A 15,572-nucleotide genomic window follows, 5' to 3' on the forward strand; every position below is an offset into this window, starting at 1 on the left:
GCACTGCAGTGCCTCTCGACAAAGGTCACAAATAAAATAAAAAATTTTTGGGTTTGTTTTAAATGAACTAATTTTGCAAATTCAAACAACAACACACTAAAAACAAAAGAAAAATGAAAAATACACTTATTGCGCCATCAGTATTGGCTGCTGATTTTGCCAACCTACAACGCGATATCGAAATGATTAACAAAAGTGAGGCTGACTGGTTTCATATTGATATCATGGATGGTGTTTTTGTCCCTAATATTTCTTTTGGAATGCCCGTTCTAGAAGCGATCAAAAAACATGCTACTAAAACTATTGACGTACACTTGATGATTGTTGACCCAGATCGTTACATCTCGACTTTTAAAAAGCTAGGTGCCGATGTATTGACTGTTCACTTGGAAGCTTGCACTCACTTGCACAGAACCTTACAAGCCATCAAAGCCGAAGGGATGAAAGCAGGTGTTGCCTTAAACCCACATACGAATGTTGACTTACTAGAAGACGTCATTAATGATATTGACCTAGTTTGTATTATGAGTGTTAATCCAGGTTTTGGAGGACAATCATTTATTGAAAACACTTACGATAAAGTAAGAAAGTTAAAAGCGTTAATCACTAAAAAAGGGGCTTCAACTATAATTGAAATTGATGGAGGTGTTACCAATAAAAATGCTAAACAATTGGTTGAAGCTGGAGCTGATGTTCTTGTAGCGGGTAGCTATGTTTTTGGTGCTGCTGATCCAATTGCAACTGTTACTGATTTGAAAAAAATGACTGCATTTTAAATTCGAATATCTTATTCCAAAGCAGTTTGAAAGTTTCTTTTCAGACTGCTTTTTTTATCCACAATACTTTTCATCTATAGTAATCATTTGAGAAACTGAAGTGAAAAATTCGGAATGTTCCTTTTTGAATAAATAAGAAGTCTCAAAAAATGTTCTAACATAACTGCTTAGAATTCAAAATAATTACTATAAAGATACAATCTGAAATTGCTTTTTTGGAATAAAACTATCAGGCAACTTTCATTATTTAAATATTTCACCCCTTCAATAAACTCGTCTTAAAAAAATAACGGCACTTGTTAAATTACTCTTTAAACAATAAAAATGTAAAGTATGTGCAGATGCGTGTACCCCAAGAGTAATATTTTCTTAGCAGTACTTTATCCTAGACAAAATCCTTCCAAGAAAAAACCACAGCTTTCATATTTATAAACGAGTAATGTACTGATGGACAAATGATGATTTAGAAAACAAATCTATTAAATAATCTCGCATTCCCAAAGTTAGCATAATGTAAGTGTACGCAATAAGGATTTTCCTCTCATCGATGATTTGAATTTCTTTACCCATAAAATCATATTTGTATAAAACTCTTTTAATAGATAATGAAAATATATTTTCTTGGACTATGATAATTTAGTAAAAAAAGAAAAGTTAGCTTAATAATAGCCGTTTATATTGACGATATTTTTTAGAAAAAGGATACCAACACAAATAAAACGCCTTTTTAAAAACAAGATATAAAAGACGCAACAACAACAAAAAGCATCAATACAAATGACGCAACACACAAAATAAAATAAGATAGTGTAAAAGGCATACCTAGTTTAAATCAGCTTTGAGGTACTCCTTGTTGGATTAATTTGGGTTTTGGGTAAAATGGCGTATCATCTGATGGCACTCCATTTTTTTACTTAGAAATAAGCCCTTAGCTGGATATTCCCCGTGTGAATGGTATTACCCGTTTCACTTTTTCTTCCTAAATAATTAAAGTTAACATCTAAAAACTGAGTAATATTTTTTTGCAAAAGCAATTTCCATACAACATTCTGTCCTGTCTGTAATCCTTCTAGCATCTGAAACCCAACGGATGAAAATTCATCACCATCAAAATTATTTTGGTAAAAAGAAACTTCGGCATTTAACGTAAAATTCTTTTTTCCAGAATATGAAAGGGATGTCCCAAAGCGATTTTGAAGTAATGATTCTAAATTTCCAATTTGGTTTTTCTTGTTTTGTAATTCATAAAACAAATCCCAGCTCGTATTTTTAGAAAACAAATAACTGATTTTAGGAATCAATTGATACCCTGAAATGGTGTAGTTTTTCAATGGATAATTTTCAGAAGTAACTTTTGTCGCAATTGTATTTACGGAAGCGTTGATCAACCAACTTTTATGATGAAGATGGGTATATTGAAATTGATGCGAACTGTTGTCAGATTCTTGCGTCCCATTTGAAAGCAGGTTTTTAGCTTTATTTTCTATATACGTATAGGTAACAGAATGATCTTGTTTACCGCGATTGTAAAATAATGTATTTCGAATACTAGAGCTTAATCCTAATACATTTTCTTTGGAATTATTAAATGGATTCAAATCAAAATTATCTCCTTCGTTTTTTGTTTTTCGATTTATCAAAAAAGAAGTTTGATTGTAGAAATAGGAAATCCATTTTTGTAGACCTGTTTTATTTTGCCATTGATTGGGATTTAAAATGATGGATTGAGAAAATTTAGTTTGATGTGTTTTGATGTAAACCAAATTAGGCAGAAAAACTTGGATATATTTCGCTTGATCAATATAGGGGGCAACTTCAAATTCTTGTAATTCTTGAATACCATTATTATTGTAGTCATTCCACATATAAACTCCTTGCCCAGCAGCAACTTCGAGATAGGTAAATTCTTGTTGAGGCAATGTTCCTGAATTAGTCTCGTACGCCGTAGAACTCTGAATCAATTGATTGAAAAAACGATCATTGAATACTACTCTTGAATTTAAAGTAGATTCTTTTCTTTGCGCTGAATTAACGTATTCTAATACTCTATAATTTGTATAAACCGTTAAATCACTTGTGCTGTTCTGAATTAATTTTGATTTTAAAAAATAGGAATTTGAATTGTTTACTCGTTGCAAAAGGCCGTTTTGAATGCTATCATTGCTTCTTTTCAAAAGACCTATTTCAACAAATACTTTGGTACTGTCTCCTCGTCCCGTAAAAAATCCATATTCATTAAATCGTTGGCTCAATGCAGCAAATTCATTTGTAGTTTTGATTCTGGATTGATTATCTTCAAGTCGACTGCTACCACCAATCCAGTTTTTACCAAAATGATAGCGAACCTGCGTTTGATTTCTTACAAATTTAGATTCACTGTTTTGACTATCGCTTTTTAAATAACTCCCATGGGTATTAATATTCCAGCTTTTCAATTGGAACAAACCATTAACAACATGCCGATTACCAGAGAAACTATCAGAGAAATCAAGTTTTTCAAATTGATACGTTAGCATTCCACTACTATTGGAGTTTTCATTAGGACTCAGATTAAAATTCAAACCTGAGACCAATAAACTTTGATTTCCTGAAAGCGTTGTTTCTAAATTCCAATCACGATCAAATTCAATGGTGTAAAGACGTTCTACCGACGCAAAATTCTTTTGTATGAATTGGTATTTACCAAAAGCATCAATTTTCCATTTTTTTGAAAATAGCCGTTGTTTTGCGTTTATTTTTCCGCTCATTCCTTGATTATTGGAATCGTCCAGCGTTGAAAAGAGATTCTTATCATTATTACTTACCGCTATTTCAAAATCAACAGCTGTTTTTTCAGAAGGATTGTATTTCCCTAATAAAGTTGCCACTTGTACTTCAGTAGGCGCAACAAGTTGAATAATAGGCTCATAATTCCCTTGTGGAATGTTATTTATTGGAGCAATATATTCGTAAATTTTAGTAATACTGGAACTGCTTTTCAAAATATAATCTCCATTGTTATTTCCAACGGCAGTAAAACTTACATTAAAAAGAGTATCATTAGGATTGTTTGAATATTCAAAATAGGTGATGTCATTTTCGATCCTTTTAACATATAAAATTTTATTTTCAGAATAGGTGTCCGCATACGCTGAAGGTGCCACCATCAATCTGGTATCATTACCCGCATCAGCTAAAATATTAACTTGTTCAGACGAAAGGTTTTGTTGTACTGGTTGGTTTTTTATATCATTTTCAGAATATAAGTACCCTGCTAAACTCCATTTTTTATCCTCATGAGAAGCGCCAGCATAGGTAACAAAACGAGTGTAGTTACGGTCAGTAAATTGATATTCAACTGCAATTCTCATTTCTGAGGTAATGGTAAAAAGTGGTGTGAATGTGATTTCACCAGCATTATAATCAATCGTATAATCGTTGTTCTCCCCTCTTTTTAAGAGTCGTCCATTGACATATATCCTTTCAGAACCTGAAATAACTAAAACATACAATTCCCCATTTTGTCCTTTTAGTTTGTAAGGCCCTTGACTCCCTTCAATTCCTTTAAAACTACTCTTAGCATATTGTCCTTTAACAAGTGCCGCCGAAGCAAAAATATTGGTTTTACTTTCTTCGGTTCCAAAATCTAAATTGACCGCTAAACCTTGCACTTTTTTATTAAAAGTAAGAAACTGAGTCTTATGATTATCCAAGAAAATATCCCCGGCTCTAATATTCCACTTTTCACTGAATAATTCCATAAAAATATTATCAAACTGATCTAATTTCTGAGAATAACCTCCATTTTGTATTGGGATATTGCTGTCTTGCAAGGAAGCTCTTAAACTCACTTTTTCGGATAATTTGCCTGTAATTTGTAAATCTAGATTAGAATTTAAAACTGCATTTTGATTGCTTCCTATTGTAATACCACGGGTGATACTTCCTGAAGTATTCAATCCATCAAAAGGGACTTTTTTAGTCGAAAGATTATTCTCTATTTTGTACAGTGGTTGTGCAGAAATATCATTAGTGACTACACTACTGGAATCGTAAATCTTATATTCTTTGGTTAAAAAATCTGGATAAGTTAAATAATGTACCGTGATACCCGAATCTGAGTGATTTTGAATAAAAGAGGTTTTAAAAATTATAATTCCTTTTTGAAAATCAACTGTATAATTACTGCTATCAACAATATCATTTTGATCATCAATTAGCTTGAAATGATTTGGGTTAATACTGAAAGGCTCTACCCGAATGGTGTCTGTAGAAACAGAAAGCTTCTTAGTTTTATACAATGAATTATTGTCCTGAGCGAGAAGCCTAGGAAAATAAAAAATAAGTATTAAAAAAAGTGCTTTTTTTAACATAAGGTGTATAACGTCAATATGTCAAAAGTAGTGTATTTTATGCGTTTAAAAAGTAGTGAGTACTAAGACTATCCGTTTGTTATATTGTGATCAACTGGATTAAAATGTTTGATATAGCCGTTTCTTACAGAGACTACTAAAATAAAAAATACAAATCTTGTATCTATTAAGTAAAACCGAAACTTATTATAAAATGGCTACAAACAAAAAAACAACACAAATTACACCTTTTATTGCTGCAATTTATGTTGAAATTCTGTGTAATTTATTTTTTTACTTTGTAAATCGGTGTAAAAAACAAACTATTTCTCGCTTGTAATGATTTGCATAGTTTCAGTACTTACTTGTTTCAGGATAACATTCTTTCCTTTTTCGACTGTTTCAGCAGCCATGTCGTTAAAGTGTCTGATAGTGTATAAAGTTACATGCTCAGTGTAGTCAACTTTAAATCTTTTTGCTAAAATTGCAATCAGATCTTTAAAGTTTCCAAATTTATCTTCCACACAAACTGAGAAACTAATCGCTGAGTTTTGAATCAAATTCACTTTGATTTTGAATTGGTGAAACAACGCAAAAATTTCACTGATGTGCTCTTCCATAATGAAAGAGAAATCAATAGAAGAAAGTGAAATTAAAAGCTGGTCTCTTTTTACAATGAAACAAGGCAAGTATGGTTCTAATGCCATTCCTTTAGAAACCACAGTCCCCTTCAACAATGGATTGATAAACGATTTTACATATAAAGGAATTTCCTTTTTTTGTAAGGGTTGTAATGTTTTTGGGTGAATAACGGTTGCGCCGTAAAAAGCCAATTCAATTGCTTCTCTATAAGAAATTTGATTCAACAAACTTGCATTTTCAAAATATCTAGGATCTGCATTCATTACCCCAGGTACGTCTTTCCAGATAGTGACACTTTCAGCATTCAAACAATAAGCAAAAATAGCTGCCGTGTAATCTGATCCTTCACGACCTAAGGTAGTAGTAAAGTTATTTTCGTCAGAACCCAAGAATCCTTGCGTAATGTTTAATATTTTTCTTTTTACGTTTTTAGAAATGTTCTTTTGTGTCAATTCCCAATCTACTTCAGCGTCTCTGTAATTCGCATCTGTTTTCACAAAATTACGAACGTCAATCCATTGTGTTTGAATGCCCATAAAACTCATATAATGGCTCAATACCGTAGTCGAAATCAACTCTCCGTAACTTACTACTTGGTCGTAAACAAAGTTATAATTAGGCGATTTATTATGGGATAAAAAGTACTCTAAATCGGCAAAATGAGTGTTTACTGCTTGAAATACTTCATGCTTTTCATCTTCAAACAAATCCATTAGGATTTGGTTATGGTATTTTTTTACTTCTTGAACTGAGGATTGTAATGAAGGTGATTTATCAAAATAGTCTTTGATAACTAATTCAAGAGCATTTGTTGTTTTTCCCATTGCAGAAACAACTAGCAATACATCTTCATATCCTACTTTTTGTAAAACATCATAAACGTTTTTAATTCCTTCTGCATCTTTCACAGAAGCACCACCAAATTTAAATACTCTCATGTTTTTATTCTAAATGTTTAATTTTATTTTATTTTGGCAAAATTAATAATTCTATGTTCATCAAGCCTAACAAGTTGCCATTCTTTTAGGATTTCAGCCCCCGACTCTATATAGAAATCAATTGCTGGTTTATTCCAATCTAATACATTCCATTCTAAACGTTTTACTTTTTCTTCACGAGCTAGTTCTACCATTTTAAAGAGCAATGCTTTTCCAACACCTTTCCCTCGATAATTCTCCGTAACAATCAAATCTTCGAGATGAATACTCCTTCCTTTCCAAGTGGAATATTTGTAAAAATACAATGCCATTCCAACTATTATATTAGAATCAGTCTCAGCAACATACACACTAAACAATGGATTGCTCCCAAAACCATCCCGAATCAAATCAGCAACAGTAACAACGACTGCTTCTGGCTCTTTTTCAAAAATAGCCAATTCTTGAATAAGGGCTAAAACAGCTTTCATATCTTCAGAATTTGCTTTTCTAATGTTCATTAAATCTGATTTTAAGCATTTTTATAACAATCTGTTAAATTATTAAGTTATGCAAAGATACAATTCTAACAAATGAAGTAGATTTTATTATTTTCGTTTTCACAAAAAAGGCGATATTTGTGACTTCAAACTAACTACAACGATTTCTTAATGGAAGAACACAACAAAACCCTAGGAGAATTTATCATTGAAAACCAGAATGCTTTTCAATATTCATCAGGAGAATTGTCCAGAATCATCAACTCCATTCGATTAGCAGCAAAAGTGGTTAACTATAAGGTAAACAAAGCCGGATTAGTTGACATTATTGGAGCAGCTGGAGAACAAAACATTCAAGGAGAAGATCAACAAAAATTAGATGTTTACGCTAATGAAATTTTCATTCAAACCTTAACCAATCGTGAGATTGTATGTGGTATTGCATCAGAAGAAAATGATGACTTTATCACTATTCAAGGAAATGACAACAAACATTCTAGCAAGTATGTTGTATTAATGGATCCATTGGACGGCTCGTCTAATATTGATGTAAATGTTTCAGTAGGAACAATTTTTTCGGTTTACCGAAGAGTAACACCAATAGGAACTCCCGTAGCACTGGAAGATTTTTTACAACCTGGTACTTGCCAAGTTGCTGCTGGATATGTTATCTACGGAACTTCAACGATGCTAGTTTACACAACGGGTCATGGTGTAAATGGATTTACATTAAACCCAGCCATTGGAACCTTTTATTTATCGCATCCTAATATGCAATATCCAAAGGATGGGAACATTTACTCTATCAATGAGGGGAATTACATTCAGTTTCCACAAGGAGTAAAAGATTACTTAAAATATTGTCAATCAGAAGAAGGTGATCGCCCTTATACTTCAAGATATATCGGAAGTTTGGTTTCGGATATTCATAGAAATATGATTAAAGGTGGGGTATACATTTATCCAACCAGTTCCAAAGCACCAAAAGGAAAATTAAGATTGTTGTACGAATGCAATCCTATTGCTTTTTTAGTAGAGCAAGCCGGCGGAAAAGCTTCAGATGGATACAAACGTATTATGGAACTAAAACCAACAGAATTACACGAAAGAGTGCCAATCTTCTGCGGAAGTTACAATATGGTTGAAAAAGCCGAAGAATTTATGCGCAAAGCAAAAAAAGAATAGTTTATTACCAGAAATAAACGAACATAAAAAAGCTCTTGAAATGATTTCCAAGAGCTTTTTCATTATGTAAACAATTTATATTTTAGCTTTCAAAAAACCGTTGACCTCAGCCAACCAAGCTTGAGGACCTCCAGCAACATAACCCGTTTTTCCTAATGCTTTAAAATTTAACCTGCCATCTTTGTCTTTTTCTACATTCGTAAAAAATACAGTTGGAAAACCTTGAATCCCAAAAACCTGTTGCAATTCGGCATTTTGTTGTTTGATTTCAGGCAATTGAGCCGTTCGTCGTGGATAATCTAATTCAACTAAAACTACATTTGTTTTTGCCCATTTTGTAAACTCAGGAGTTTTAAGGACTTCATTTTGTAAACGAATGCACCATCCACACCAGTCGCTACCAGTAAAGAACAACATCAATGGCTTTTTTTCTTTGTTGCTTACCGCAATTGCCTCTTTGATGTTAGTATGCCATTTTAAATCTTGTGCCTGAGTGTTTACCGAAAATACGATAAGAAACGCTATTATTATTTTTTTCATTTTCTGGATTTTTCTAAACAAGTTAACAAATATAATACCTTAATTCTATTTTACACCATGCATTAACTTTTTCATAAGAGGAGATAATAAAATCATTAACAATCCCAAACCCACAGGAATAATTGTAAATATTAAGAAAAACGTTGACAAACTATACTGTACGGTGATTGACTCAATCAAGCCTCCCATTGAACCTGCCAATTTATTACCCATTCCAAGAAACAAATAATAGACTCCAAACATAATTCCAATCCAGCTAGCAGGTACTAATTTGCTGATGTATGACAAACTCACAGGCGAAATACACAATTCTCCCAAAGTATGAAATAAATAAGCCGCAATAAGCCAAATCATACTGACTCTCACTACTGAATCTGTTGTAATCCCCATACTTCCATATGCCAAAAACCCAAAACCTAATCCTAGTAAAGCAAGCCCCAAACCAAATTTCATTGGTCCTGAAATATTATATTTACTTCCCCACCACTTCGAGAAAAAAGGGGCAAAACAAATAATAAACAATGAATTTAATATCCCAAACCAAGAAGCAGGAACTTCGGTTTCTGTCGTTGAAAAATCTCTATTTATCTTCCAAATAACAATACCCCATATCAAAATAAAACTTAACGATAGAATGCTGTTTCCTAAAGCATATTCTTTTATTGTTTTCGAAAACAATTTCACCAAAACATAACTAATAACAATTAAAGGAATAATAGTCAATAAAGCATCGGATATTTTAAACAGTAAGCCTGTATTACCAAATAACTCTCTTTGTGTAAATTTTTCAGCAAAAATAGTCATCGAGCCTCCCGCCTGCTCAAAAGCTGCCCAAAAGAAAACAGAGAATACCGAAAAAATAATAACCGCTATAATTCGATCTCTAATAATATGAGGAGCTACATTTTCCTGAGCTTCTTTTTGTTTGATAGCCAATTTAGATTCAGAGGTAGGTGGCAATCCAATAGTTCCAAAAATAGTTTGAGTAAAATAAAACTGTAACATTCCGAAGAACATAAAGATTCCTGCTAATCCAAAACCTAAACTCCAAGATACTTTTTCGCCTATATAACCACAAAGCATAATTCCTAGAAACGCTCCTGCATTTACCCCCATATAAAACAAAGAATAAGCTCCATCCTTTTTTTCAGGATGTTTCTCATAGGCATTTGATATAATAGAAGTCATATTGGGCTTAAACAACCCATTCCCTACCATCAAACAACCAATTCCAATATATAAAAACAAAGGTGTTTCGACCGCCATTGATGCATGTCCTAGAGTCATCATAAAAGCCCCAATCACTACTGCCCATCTATATCCAATATATTGATCCGCAAGATATCCTCCCAGTATAGGCGTAAAATAAACTACCATCGTATAAGTTCCATATAACGCCAATGCATCTTCTACATTCCATTCCCAGCCGCCTTTAGACAAAGAAGTAGTCAAAAACAATACTAATAACGCACGCATACCATAATAGGAAAAACGCTCCCACATTTCAGTAAAAAACAAAACAAATAACCCCGCAGGATGTCCTAATACAGGATTCTTAAAAAATTGGTCTTCTGAAGTATTTTGATTCATAAAATGGAATATTATTGTAGGTTAAACAGTTTTATATTTTCAAACGAATTACACAAATTAACACGAACACAAACGCTTTAAATTTCACAAATCTGCCATAGGCAAATAAAATTCGTATCTAATTATTATAGCTGAGTCGTAAATTTAATTTAAAAAATAGATTACAGCGACTCTTTAATAAAATTTGTCATTTTAGTATACAATTGGATTCGGGTCATGCCACCATAAATACTGTGATTTTTATCAGGATAAATCTGAGAATCAAATTGTTTGTTGGCTTGAATCAAAGCTTCAGACATTTTCATGGTATTTTGAAGATGCACATTATCATCAGCACTGCCGTGAATGAGCAAATATTTCCCTTTTAAATGAGAAACAAAATTAAGCGGGGAATTATCATCATAACCGCTAGGATTTTCCTGTGGCGTTTGCATGTATCTCTCGGTATAAATACTATCATAAAAACGCCAGTTGGTCACTGGAGCCACAGCAATTGCCATTTTAAAGATTTCATTTCCTTTCAAAATACAATTCGAAGCCATAAAACCGCCATACGACCAACCAAAAATTCCTATTCGAGCTACATCAACATAAGGATAAGAAGCCAAAACTTTGGCTGCATCAATTTGATCTTCGAGCTCGTACTTCCCTAATTCTTTATACGTTACTTTCTTGAATGCTTCGCCTTTAAAACCTGTACCTCTTCCATCCACACAAGCTACAATATAGCCTTGTTGCGCTAACATCATAAACCAATAATCATCATAACTATTCCATTCATTTTTTACTTGTTGCGAACCAGGCCCCGAATATTGATACATCAAAACGGGATATTTTTTGGAAGCATTAAAGTCTTTAGGCTTAATAATCCATGCATTTAATTCGTTTCCTTTAGCCGTTTTTAAGGTAAAAAAAGTTTTCGCAGGCAAATCATAAGGTTTTAAAATAGTAGTTAATCCCTCATTATCTTCAATTATTTGCAATTCTTCCCCCTTTTTAGACTCATTCAAAGTATAAATCGAAGGTTGATTAGCAGCTGAAAAATCATTAATAAAATATTGGAAATTCGGGCTAAAAGTCGCTTTATTGGTTCCTGTTTTTTTTGTTAAACACTCTTTATTCTTACCATCTAAACCAATGCGATAAACATCACGATAAATTGATCCTTTTTCAACTGATTCGTAAAAAACCGTTTCATTCTTTTCATCATATCCATAAAACTGCGTGACTTCCCAATTCCCTTTGGTAACTTGATTTATCAACTTCCCCGTTTTGTCATACAAGTAGATATGATTGAAACCGTCTTGCTCACTCATCCAAATAAAGCGATTATTTTCCAAAAAGCTTAAATTGTCTTTATCAACAAAATCAATATAGGTTTTGTTTTTTTCGTTCAAAACAACTTTGGTATTTCCTGTTTGTGTATCTACAAATAGTAAATCCAAATTATTTTGATGACGATTTAAAATTTTTGCTGACAATACACTAGCATCGTTTGTCCATTTGATTCGTGGAATATAGAAATCCGTGTAATTATCTAAATTTATTTTCTTCGAATGAGCCGATGCAACCTCATAAATATGCACAGACACTTTGGAGTTTTGCTCACCTGCTTTTGGGTATTTGAAAGTTTCAATGGAAGGGTATAAATTTTGTCCATAAATCACCATCGAATAGTCTGGAACGTGGGTTTCATCAAAACGGAGGTAGGCTATTTTTTTACTATCAGTACTCCAATCAAAAGCACGTACAAAAGAAAATTCTTCTTCATACACCCAATCCGAAATCCCATTGATAATTTCATTTTTCTTTCCATCGGTGGTGATTGCCGTTGTGGTTTTGGATTCCATATCATATACAAAAAGGTTGTTTTCTTTTGCGAAAGCGATCTTTTTACCATCAGGAGAAAATGTTGGCTCTTGCACAGGTGACTCAAATAATTTTGTCAACTGTTTGCTAGTTATATCATACAAAAAATAATCTGCAGTAAAGGAATGACGGTAAATTGGGCGTTTATTAGTCGCTAATAAAATCATTTTTCCAGTAGGATCAAAAGAATAGCTTTCAATACGAGGCAAACGGCTGTAACTTTTAGTATCAAATAACGTGGCTATTTTCTTCAAAGTGTCAAAATCATACAAATCAATTTGAATGCTACGATTATTTTCATCCTCATTCAAAACCGTGTACTGGTTTGTATTTTTTAGCGATTGCAATTCCATCATGCCTTCTTCTCGAAAAACACCACTATAAATATCTTCAACACTTATTTTTTGTTGTGCTAAAAGAGAAAAACCCAGAAACAAAAACATTCCTACAAACCATCTTATCATAATTACTTTATTTTCTAAACCATTTAAATTTTACAAAAACATAAAGTGTTTTTTTTTAACCATTAAGCAATTAAGTTTCATTGCGCTAGACCCTTAATTTCTCTTAATTTTAATGGTTCAATTATTTAAAACCTTTTCACATTCTATGTGTTTCATCTTTTGTTTTCTATCAATTATAAAACACTTTCAATTTTACAGAAAAATTTACAATTAAACTCCATTTCTAAAGACAAATCCTAAAAATCATTCGAAAGTCTCATTCGAAAGCCATTTATTATTAGCCAATAAAACAGCTAAAAATGTATCTTTGCAACTAATTACAACATAACACCTTGACAATGAATCAACCTTTTTCAGGATTTTCTAAATTATCCAAAGAAGACAAAATAAACTGGATTGCTGATGCTTATTTTTCAACTCCTAATGAAGCCATATCTCTCTTGAAGAAATATTGGAATTCCGATGAAAAAATTCAAAAACTCCACGATGAATTCATTGAAAACACCATTACAAACTTTTACATCCCACTGGGTGTAGCACCAAATTTTTTAATCAACGGCAAATACAATACCATCCCGATGGCGATTGAAGAGAGTTCCGTTGTGGCTGCAGCTTCAAAGGCAGCAAAGTTTTGGTCCACTCGTGGCGGATTCAAAACAACTGTAATTAACACCGAAAAAATTGGTCAAGTCCATTTTATATACAAAGGAGACAAATCAAAACTAGATTTGTTTTTTATTCAAACCAAATCAAAGTTTTTCGCTGACACCGATAACATTACAACCAATATGCAAAAGCGTGGCGGTGGTATTCTAAACATTGAATTGAGAGACAAAACCAATTTGATTGACCATTATTACCAACTACATGCCACTTTTGAAACAAAAGATAGCATGGGGGCTAATTTCATCAATTCATGCTTGGAACAATTTGCAAAAACATTAAAAGAAGAAGCACAAAATTTTGATTTATTTTCAGAAACTGAGAAAGAAATCGCAGTCATCATGAGCATACTTTCTAACTATGTTCCCAATTGTATTGTTCGTGCCGAAGTGTCTTGCCCGATTGAAGATTTAGAAGAAAAACACATTCCGAATCCAAAGGAATTTGCAGAACGATTTGTACAAGCCGTTCAAATTGCTGAAGTCGAACCGTATCGAGCCGTAACCCATAATAAAGGAATCATGAACGGAATCGATGCGGTTGTCATCGCTACAGGTAATGATTTCCGTGCTGTAGAGGCTGGTGTTCATGCTTATGCTGCTCATAAAGGACAGTATTCCAGTTTGTCACATGCTAAAATTGAAAATGGTGTTTTCATGTTTTGGCTTGAAGTGCCCTTAGCTTTAGGAACTGTTGGTGGATTAACGAGTTTGCATCCCTTGGTAAAACTATCCTTAGAGATGCTAGAAAACCCTTCCGCTGAGCAATTAATGCAGTTTGTAGCCGTAGCTGGTTTAGCCCAAAACTTTGCAGCTTTGCGTTCTTTAACAACTTCTGGTATTCAAGAAGGACATATGAAAATGCATTTGAACAATATTTTAAACCAGTTTGAAGCCAATGACGAAGAACGTTACGAGATTCGTAAATACTTTAAGCATCATGTGGTTTCTCACAGCGCTGTTGTTAGTTACATTGAAAGTCTAAGAAAATAAAAAAGGATTACAATCCATGAAAAAAACATTTTACAGCAACGGAAAATTATTAATCACTGGAGAATACCTAGTTTTAGATGGTGCCAATGCCTTTGCTCTACCCACTAAATTTGGACAAAATCTAATTATTGAAGAAGGTCAAAACCAAGAAATCCATTGGAAAAGCTATGATGCTGATGGCAGCATCTGGTTTGAAGATACTATTTTATTTAGCGAAATAACCAACTATGTTCCCAGTGAAATAGAAACGGTAAAAAACACATTGATTACCATTTTGTATCAGGCCTCTCTCAAAAATGATACTTTCTTAAACCAAAATCAAGGATACCACATTACTACGGAGTTGACCTTCCCTAGAAAATGGGGCTTAGGAACTTCATCTACACTCATTAACAACATTGGCGAATGGCTAGAAATTGATGCTTTTGACTTGTTGAATACTAGTTTTGGAGGAAGTGGTTATGATATTGCCTGTGCCCAGAATGATGGTCCTATTATTTACCATCTTGAACAAGGCAAACCAATAGTTAAGAAAATAACGTTTAATCCTGATTTCACCAACCAAATCTATTTTGTTTATCTCAATAAAAAACAAAGTAGCAAAAAAGCGATTGCCAATTACAATAGCAATAAAAATCACAATTTAGAAAGAACCATTGCTAAGAACAACCAAATTACTCAAGAGGTTCTAGAAGCAACAACCGTTGATACTTTTAGCAATGCTATTGAAAAACATGAAGCCAGAATGAGTATCATCCTAGAAGATAATACTGTCAAAGAAATGATTTTTGATGATTTTAATGGAAGCATTAAAAGTCTTGGTGCTTGGGGAGGTGATTTTATTATGGCGGTTTCAAGTGAGAACCCTATCGTTTATTTTAATTCAAAAGGCTACCATACGATTTTTACTTTTGATGAACTGATTTTAAATTCCAAATCATAAAGTGCCACCAAAGTGAACTGCATATGGAACATTAAATTAAAACAGTAACTCTATTTCAAAAAAAAATCCGATACAATTGTATCGGATTTTTTTTTTTGAAATTAATAATTACTACCCTAAGATTAGAAATTAAATTGTTTTCTATTATCTTTAATTTCAG

Annotated in this window: 10 protein-coding genes; 4 read left to right on the forward strand and 6 right to left on the reverse strand. The window is 32.9% G+C overall.

Annotated elements, in window-relative coordinates:
- The first annotated feature begins 113 nt into the window (after positions 1-113).
- On the forward strand, positions 114-776 hold the full coding sequence (gene rpe / locus WBQ70_RS12465) for a ribulose-phosphate 3-epimerase (RefSeq protein ID WP_423914745.1): 663 nt from the start codon (positions 114-116) through the stop codon (positions 774-776).
- Positions 777-1,690: 914 nt separating this feature from the next.
- On the opposite strand, the gene WBQ70_RS12470 is transcribed toward rpe, so the two are convergent.
- The 3 genes from WBQ70_RS12470 to WBQ70_RS12480 form a co-directional block, all read right to left on the reverse strand.
- The gene (locus WBQ70_RS12470; protein WP_423914747.1) at positions 1,691-5,128 is read right to left on the reverse strand and encodes a hypothetical protein; all 3,438 of its coding nucleotides are present in this window, start codon (positions 5,126-5,128) and stop codon (positions 1,691-1,693) included.
- Between the two features lie 302 nt (positions 5,129-5,430).
- The gene (locus WBQ70_RS12475; protein WP_423914749.1) at positions 5,431-6,687 is read right to left on the reverse strand and encodes an aspartate kinase; all 1,257 of its coding nucleotides are present in this window, start codon (positions 6,685-6,687) and stop codon (positions 5,431-5,433) included.
- A 23-nt stretch (positions 6,688-6,710) separates the two neighbouring features.
- Positions 6,711-7,187: an N-acetyltransferase family protein gene (locus WBQ70_RS12480; protein ID WP_423914751.1), complete on the reverse strand. Its 477-nt coding sequence runs from the start codon at positions 7,185-7,187 to the stop codon at positions 6,711-6,713.
- 150 nt (positions 7,188-7,337) lie between these two features.
- Here WBQ70_RS12480 and fbp point away from each other — a divergent pair, with 150 nt between their 5' ends.
- Positions 7,338-8,351 carry a class 1 fructose-bisphosphatase gene (gene fbp, locus WBQ70_RS12485; protein WP_423914753.1) on the forward strand — a complete coding sequence of 338 codons (1,014 nt, stop codon included), beginning with the start codon at positions 7,338-7,340 and terminating at the stop codon, positions 8,349-8,351.
- A gap of 75 nt (positions 8,352-8,426) precedes the next feature.
- On the opposite strand, the gene WBQ70_RS12490 is transcribed toward fbp, so the two are convergent.
- The 3 genes from WBQ70_RS12490 to WBQ70_RS12500 form a co-directional block, all read right to left on the reverse strand.
- Positions 8,427-8,891, reverse strand: coding sequence for a thioredoxin family protein (locus WBQ70_RS12490; protein ID WP_423914756.1), 465 nt, complete (start codon positions 8,889-8,891; stop codon positions 8,427-8,429).
- A gap of 45 nt (positions 8,892-8,936) precedes the next feature.
- Complete coding sequence (locus WBQ70_RS12495) at positions 8,937-10,481, reverse strand: peptide MFS transporter (protein ID WP_423914759.1); 1,545 nt, start codon at positions 10,479-10,481, stop codon at positions 8,937-8,939.
- Positions 10,482-10,642: 161 nt separating this feature from the next.
- Positions 10,643-12,814: a S9 family peptidase gene (locus tag WBQ70_RS12500; RefSeq protein WP_423914762.1), complete on the reverse strand. Its 2,172-nt coding sequence runs from the start codon at positions 12,812-12,814 to the stop codon at positions 10,643-10,645.
- A gap of 338 nt (positions 12,815-13,152) precedes the next feature.
- On the opposite strand from WBQ70_RS12500, the gene WBQ70_RS12505 reads away from it, so the two are divergent.
- Entirely contained in the window at positions 13,153-14,469 is a 1,317-nt protein-coding gene (locus tag WBQ70_RS12505; protein WP_423914764.1) for a hydroxymethylglutaryl-CoA reductase, degradative, read from the forward strand.
- 16 nt (positions 14,470-14,485) lie between these two features.
- Positions 14,486-15,412, forward strand: a complete 927-nt coding sequence (locus WBQ70_RS12510) for a GYDIA family GHMP kinase (protein WP_423914767.1) — start codon at positions 14,486-14,488, stop codon at positions 15,410-15,412.
- Positions 15,413-15,572 lie beyond the last annotated feature (160 nt).

Origin of the sequence: Flavobacterium sp., from assembly GCF_049590715.1 — a bacterium.
GTDB lineage: Bacteria > Bacteroidota > Bacteroidia > Flavobacteriales > Flavobacteriaceae > Flavobacterium.

Bases quoted from the DNA above. Each gene is read 5' to 3' on its own strand.
- rpe (WP_423914745.1), top strand. From the start codon at position 114: ATGAAAAATACACTTATTGCGCCATCAGTATTGGCTGCTGATTTTGCC.
- WBQ70_RS12470 (WP_423914747.1), bottom strand. From the start codon at position 5,128: ATGTTAAAAAAAGCACTTTTTTTAATACTTATTTTTTATTTTCCTAGG.
- WBQ70_RS12475 (WP_423914749.1), bottom strand. From the start codon at position 6,687: ATGAGAGTATTTAAATTTGGTGGTGCTTCTGTGAAAGATGCAGAAGGA.
- WBQ70_RS12480 (WP_423914751.1), bottom strand. From the start codon at position 7,187: ATGAACATTAGAAAAGCAAATTCTGAAGATATGAAAGCTGTTTTAGCC.
- fbp (WP_423914753.1), top strand. From the start codon at position 7,338: ATGGAAGAACACAACAAAACCCTAGGAGAATTTATCATTGAAAACCAG.
- WBQ70_RS12490 (WP_423914756.1), bottom strand. From the start codon at position 8,891: ATGAAAAAAATAATAATAGCGTTTCTTATCGTATTTTCGGTAAACACT.
- WBQ70_RS12495 (WP_423914759.1), bottom strand. From the start codon at position 10,481: ATGAATCAAAATACTTCAGAAGACCAATTTTTTAAGAATCCTGTATTA.
- WBQ70_RS12500 (WP_423914762.1), bottom strand. From the start codon at position 12,814: ATGATAAGATGGTTTGTAGGAATGTTTTTGTTTCTGGGTTTTTCTCTT.
- WBQ70_RS12505 (WP_423914764.1), top strand. From the start codon at position 13,153: ATGAATCAACCTTTTTCAGGATTTTCTAAATTATCCAAAGAAGACAAA.
- WBQ70_RS12510 (WP_423914767.1), top strand. From the start codon at position 14,486: ATGAAAAAAACATTTTACAGCAACGGAAAATTATTAATCACTGGAGAA.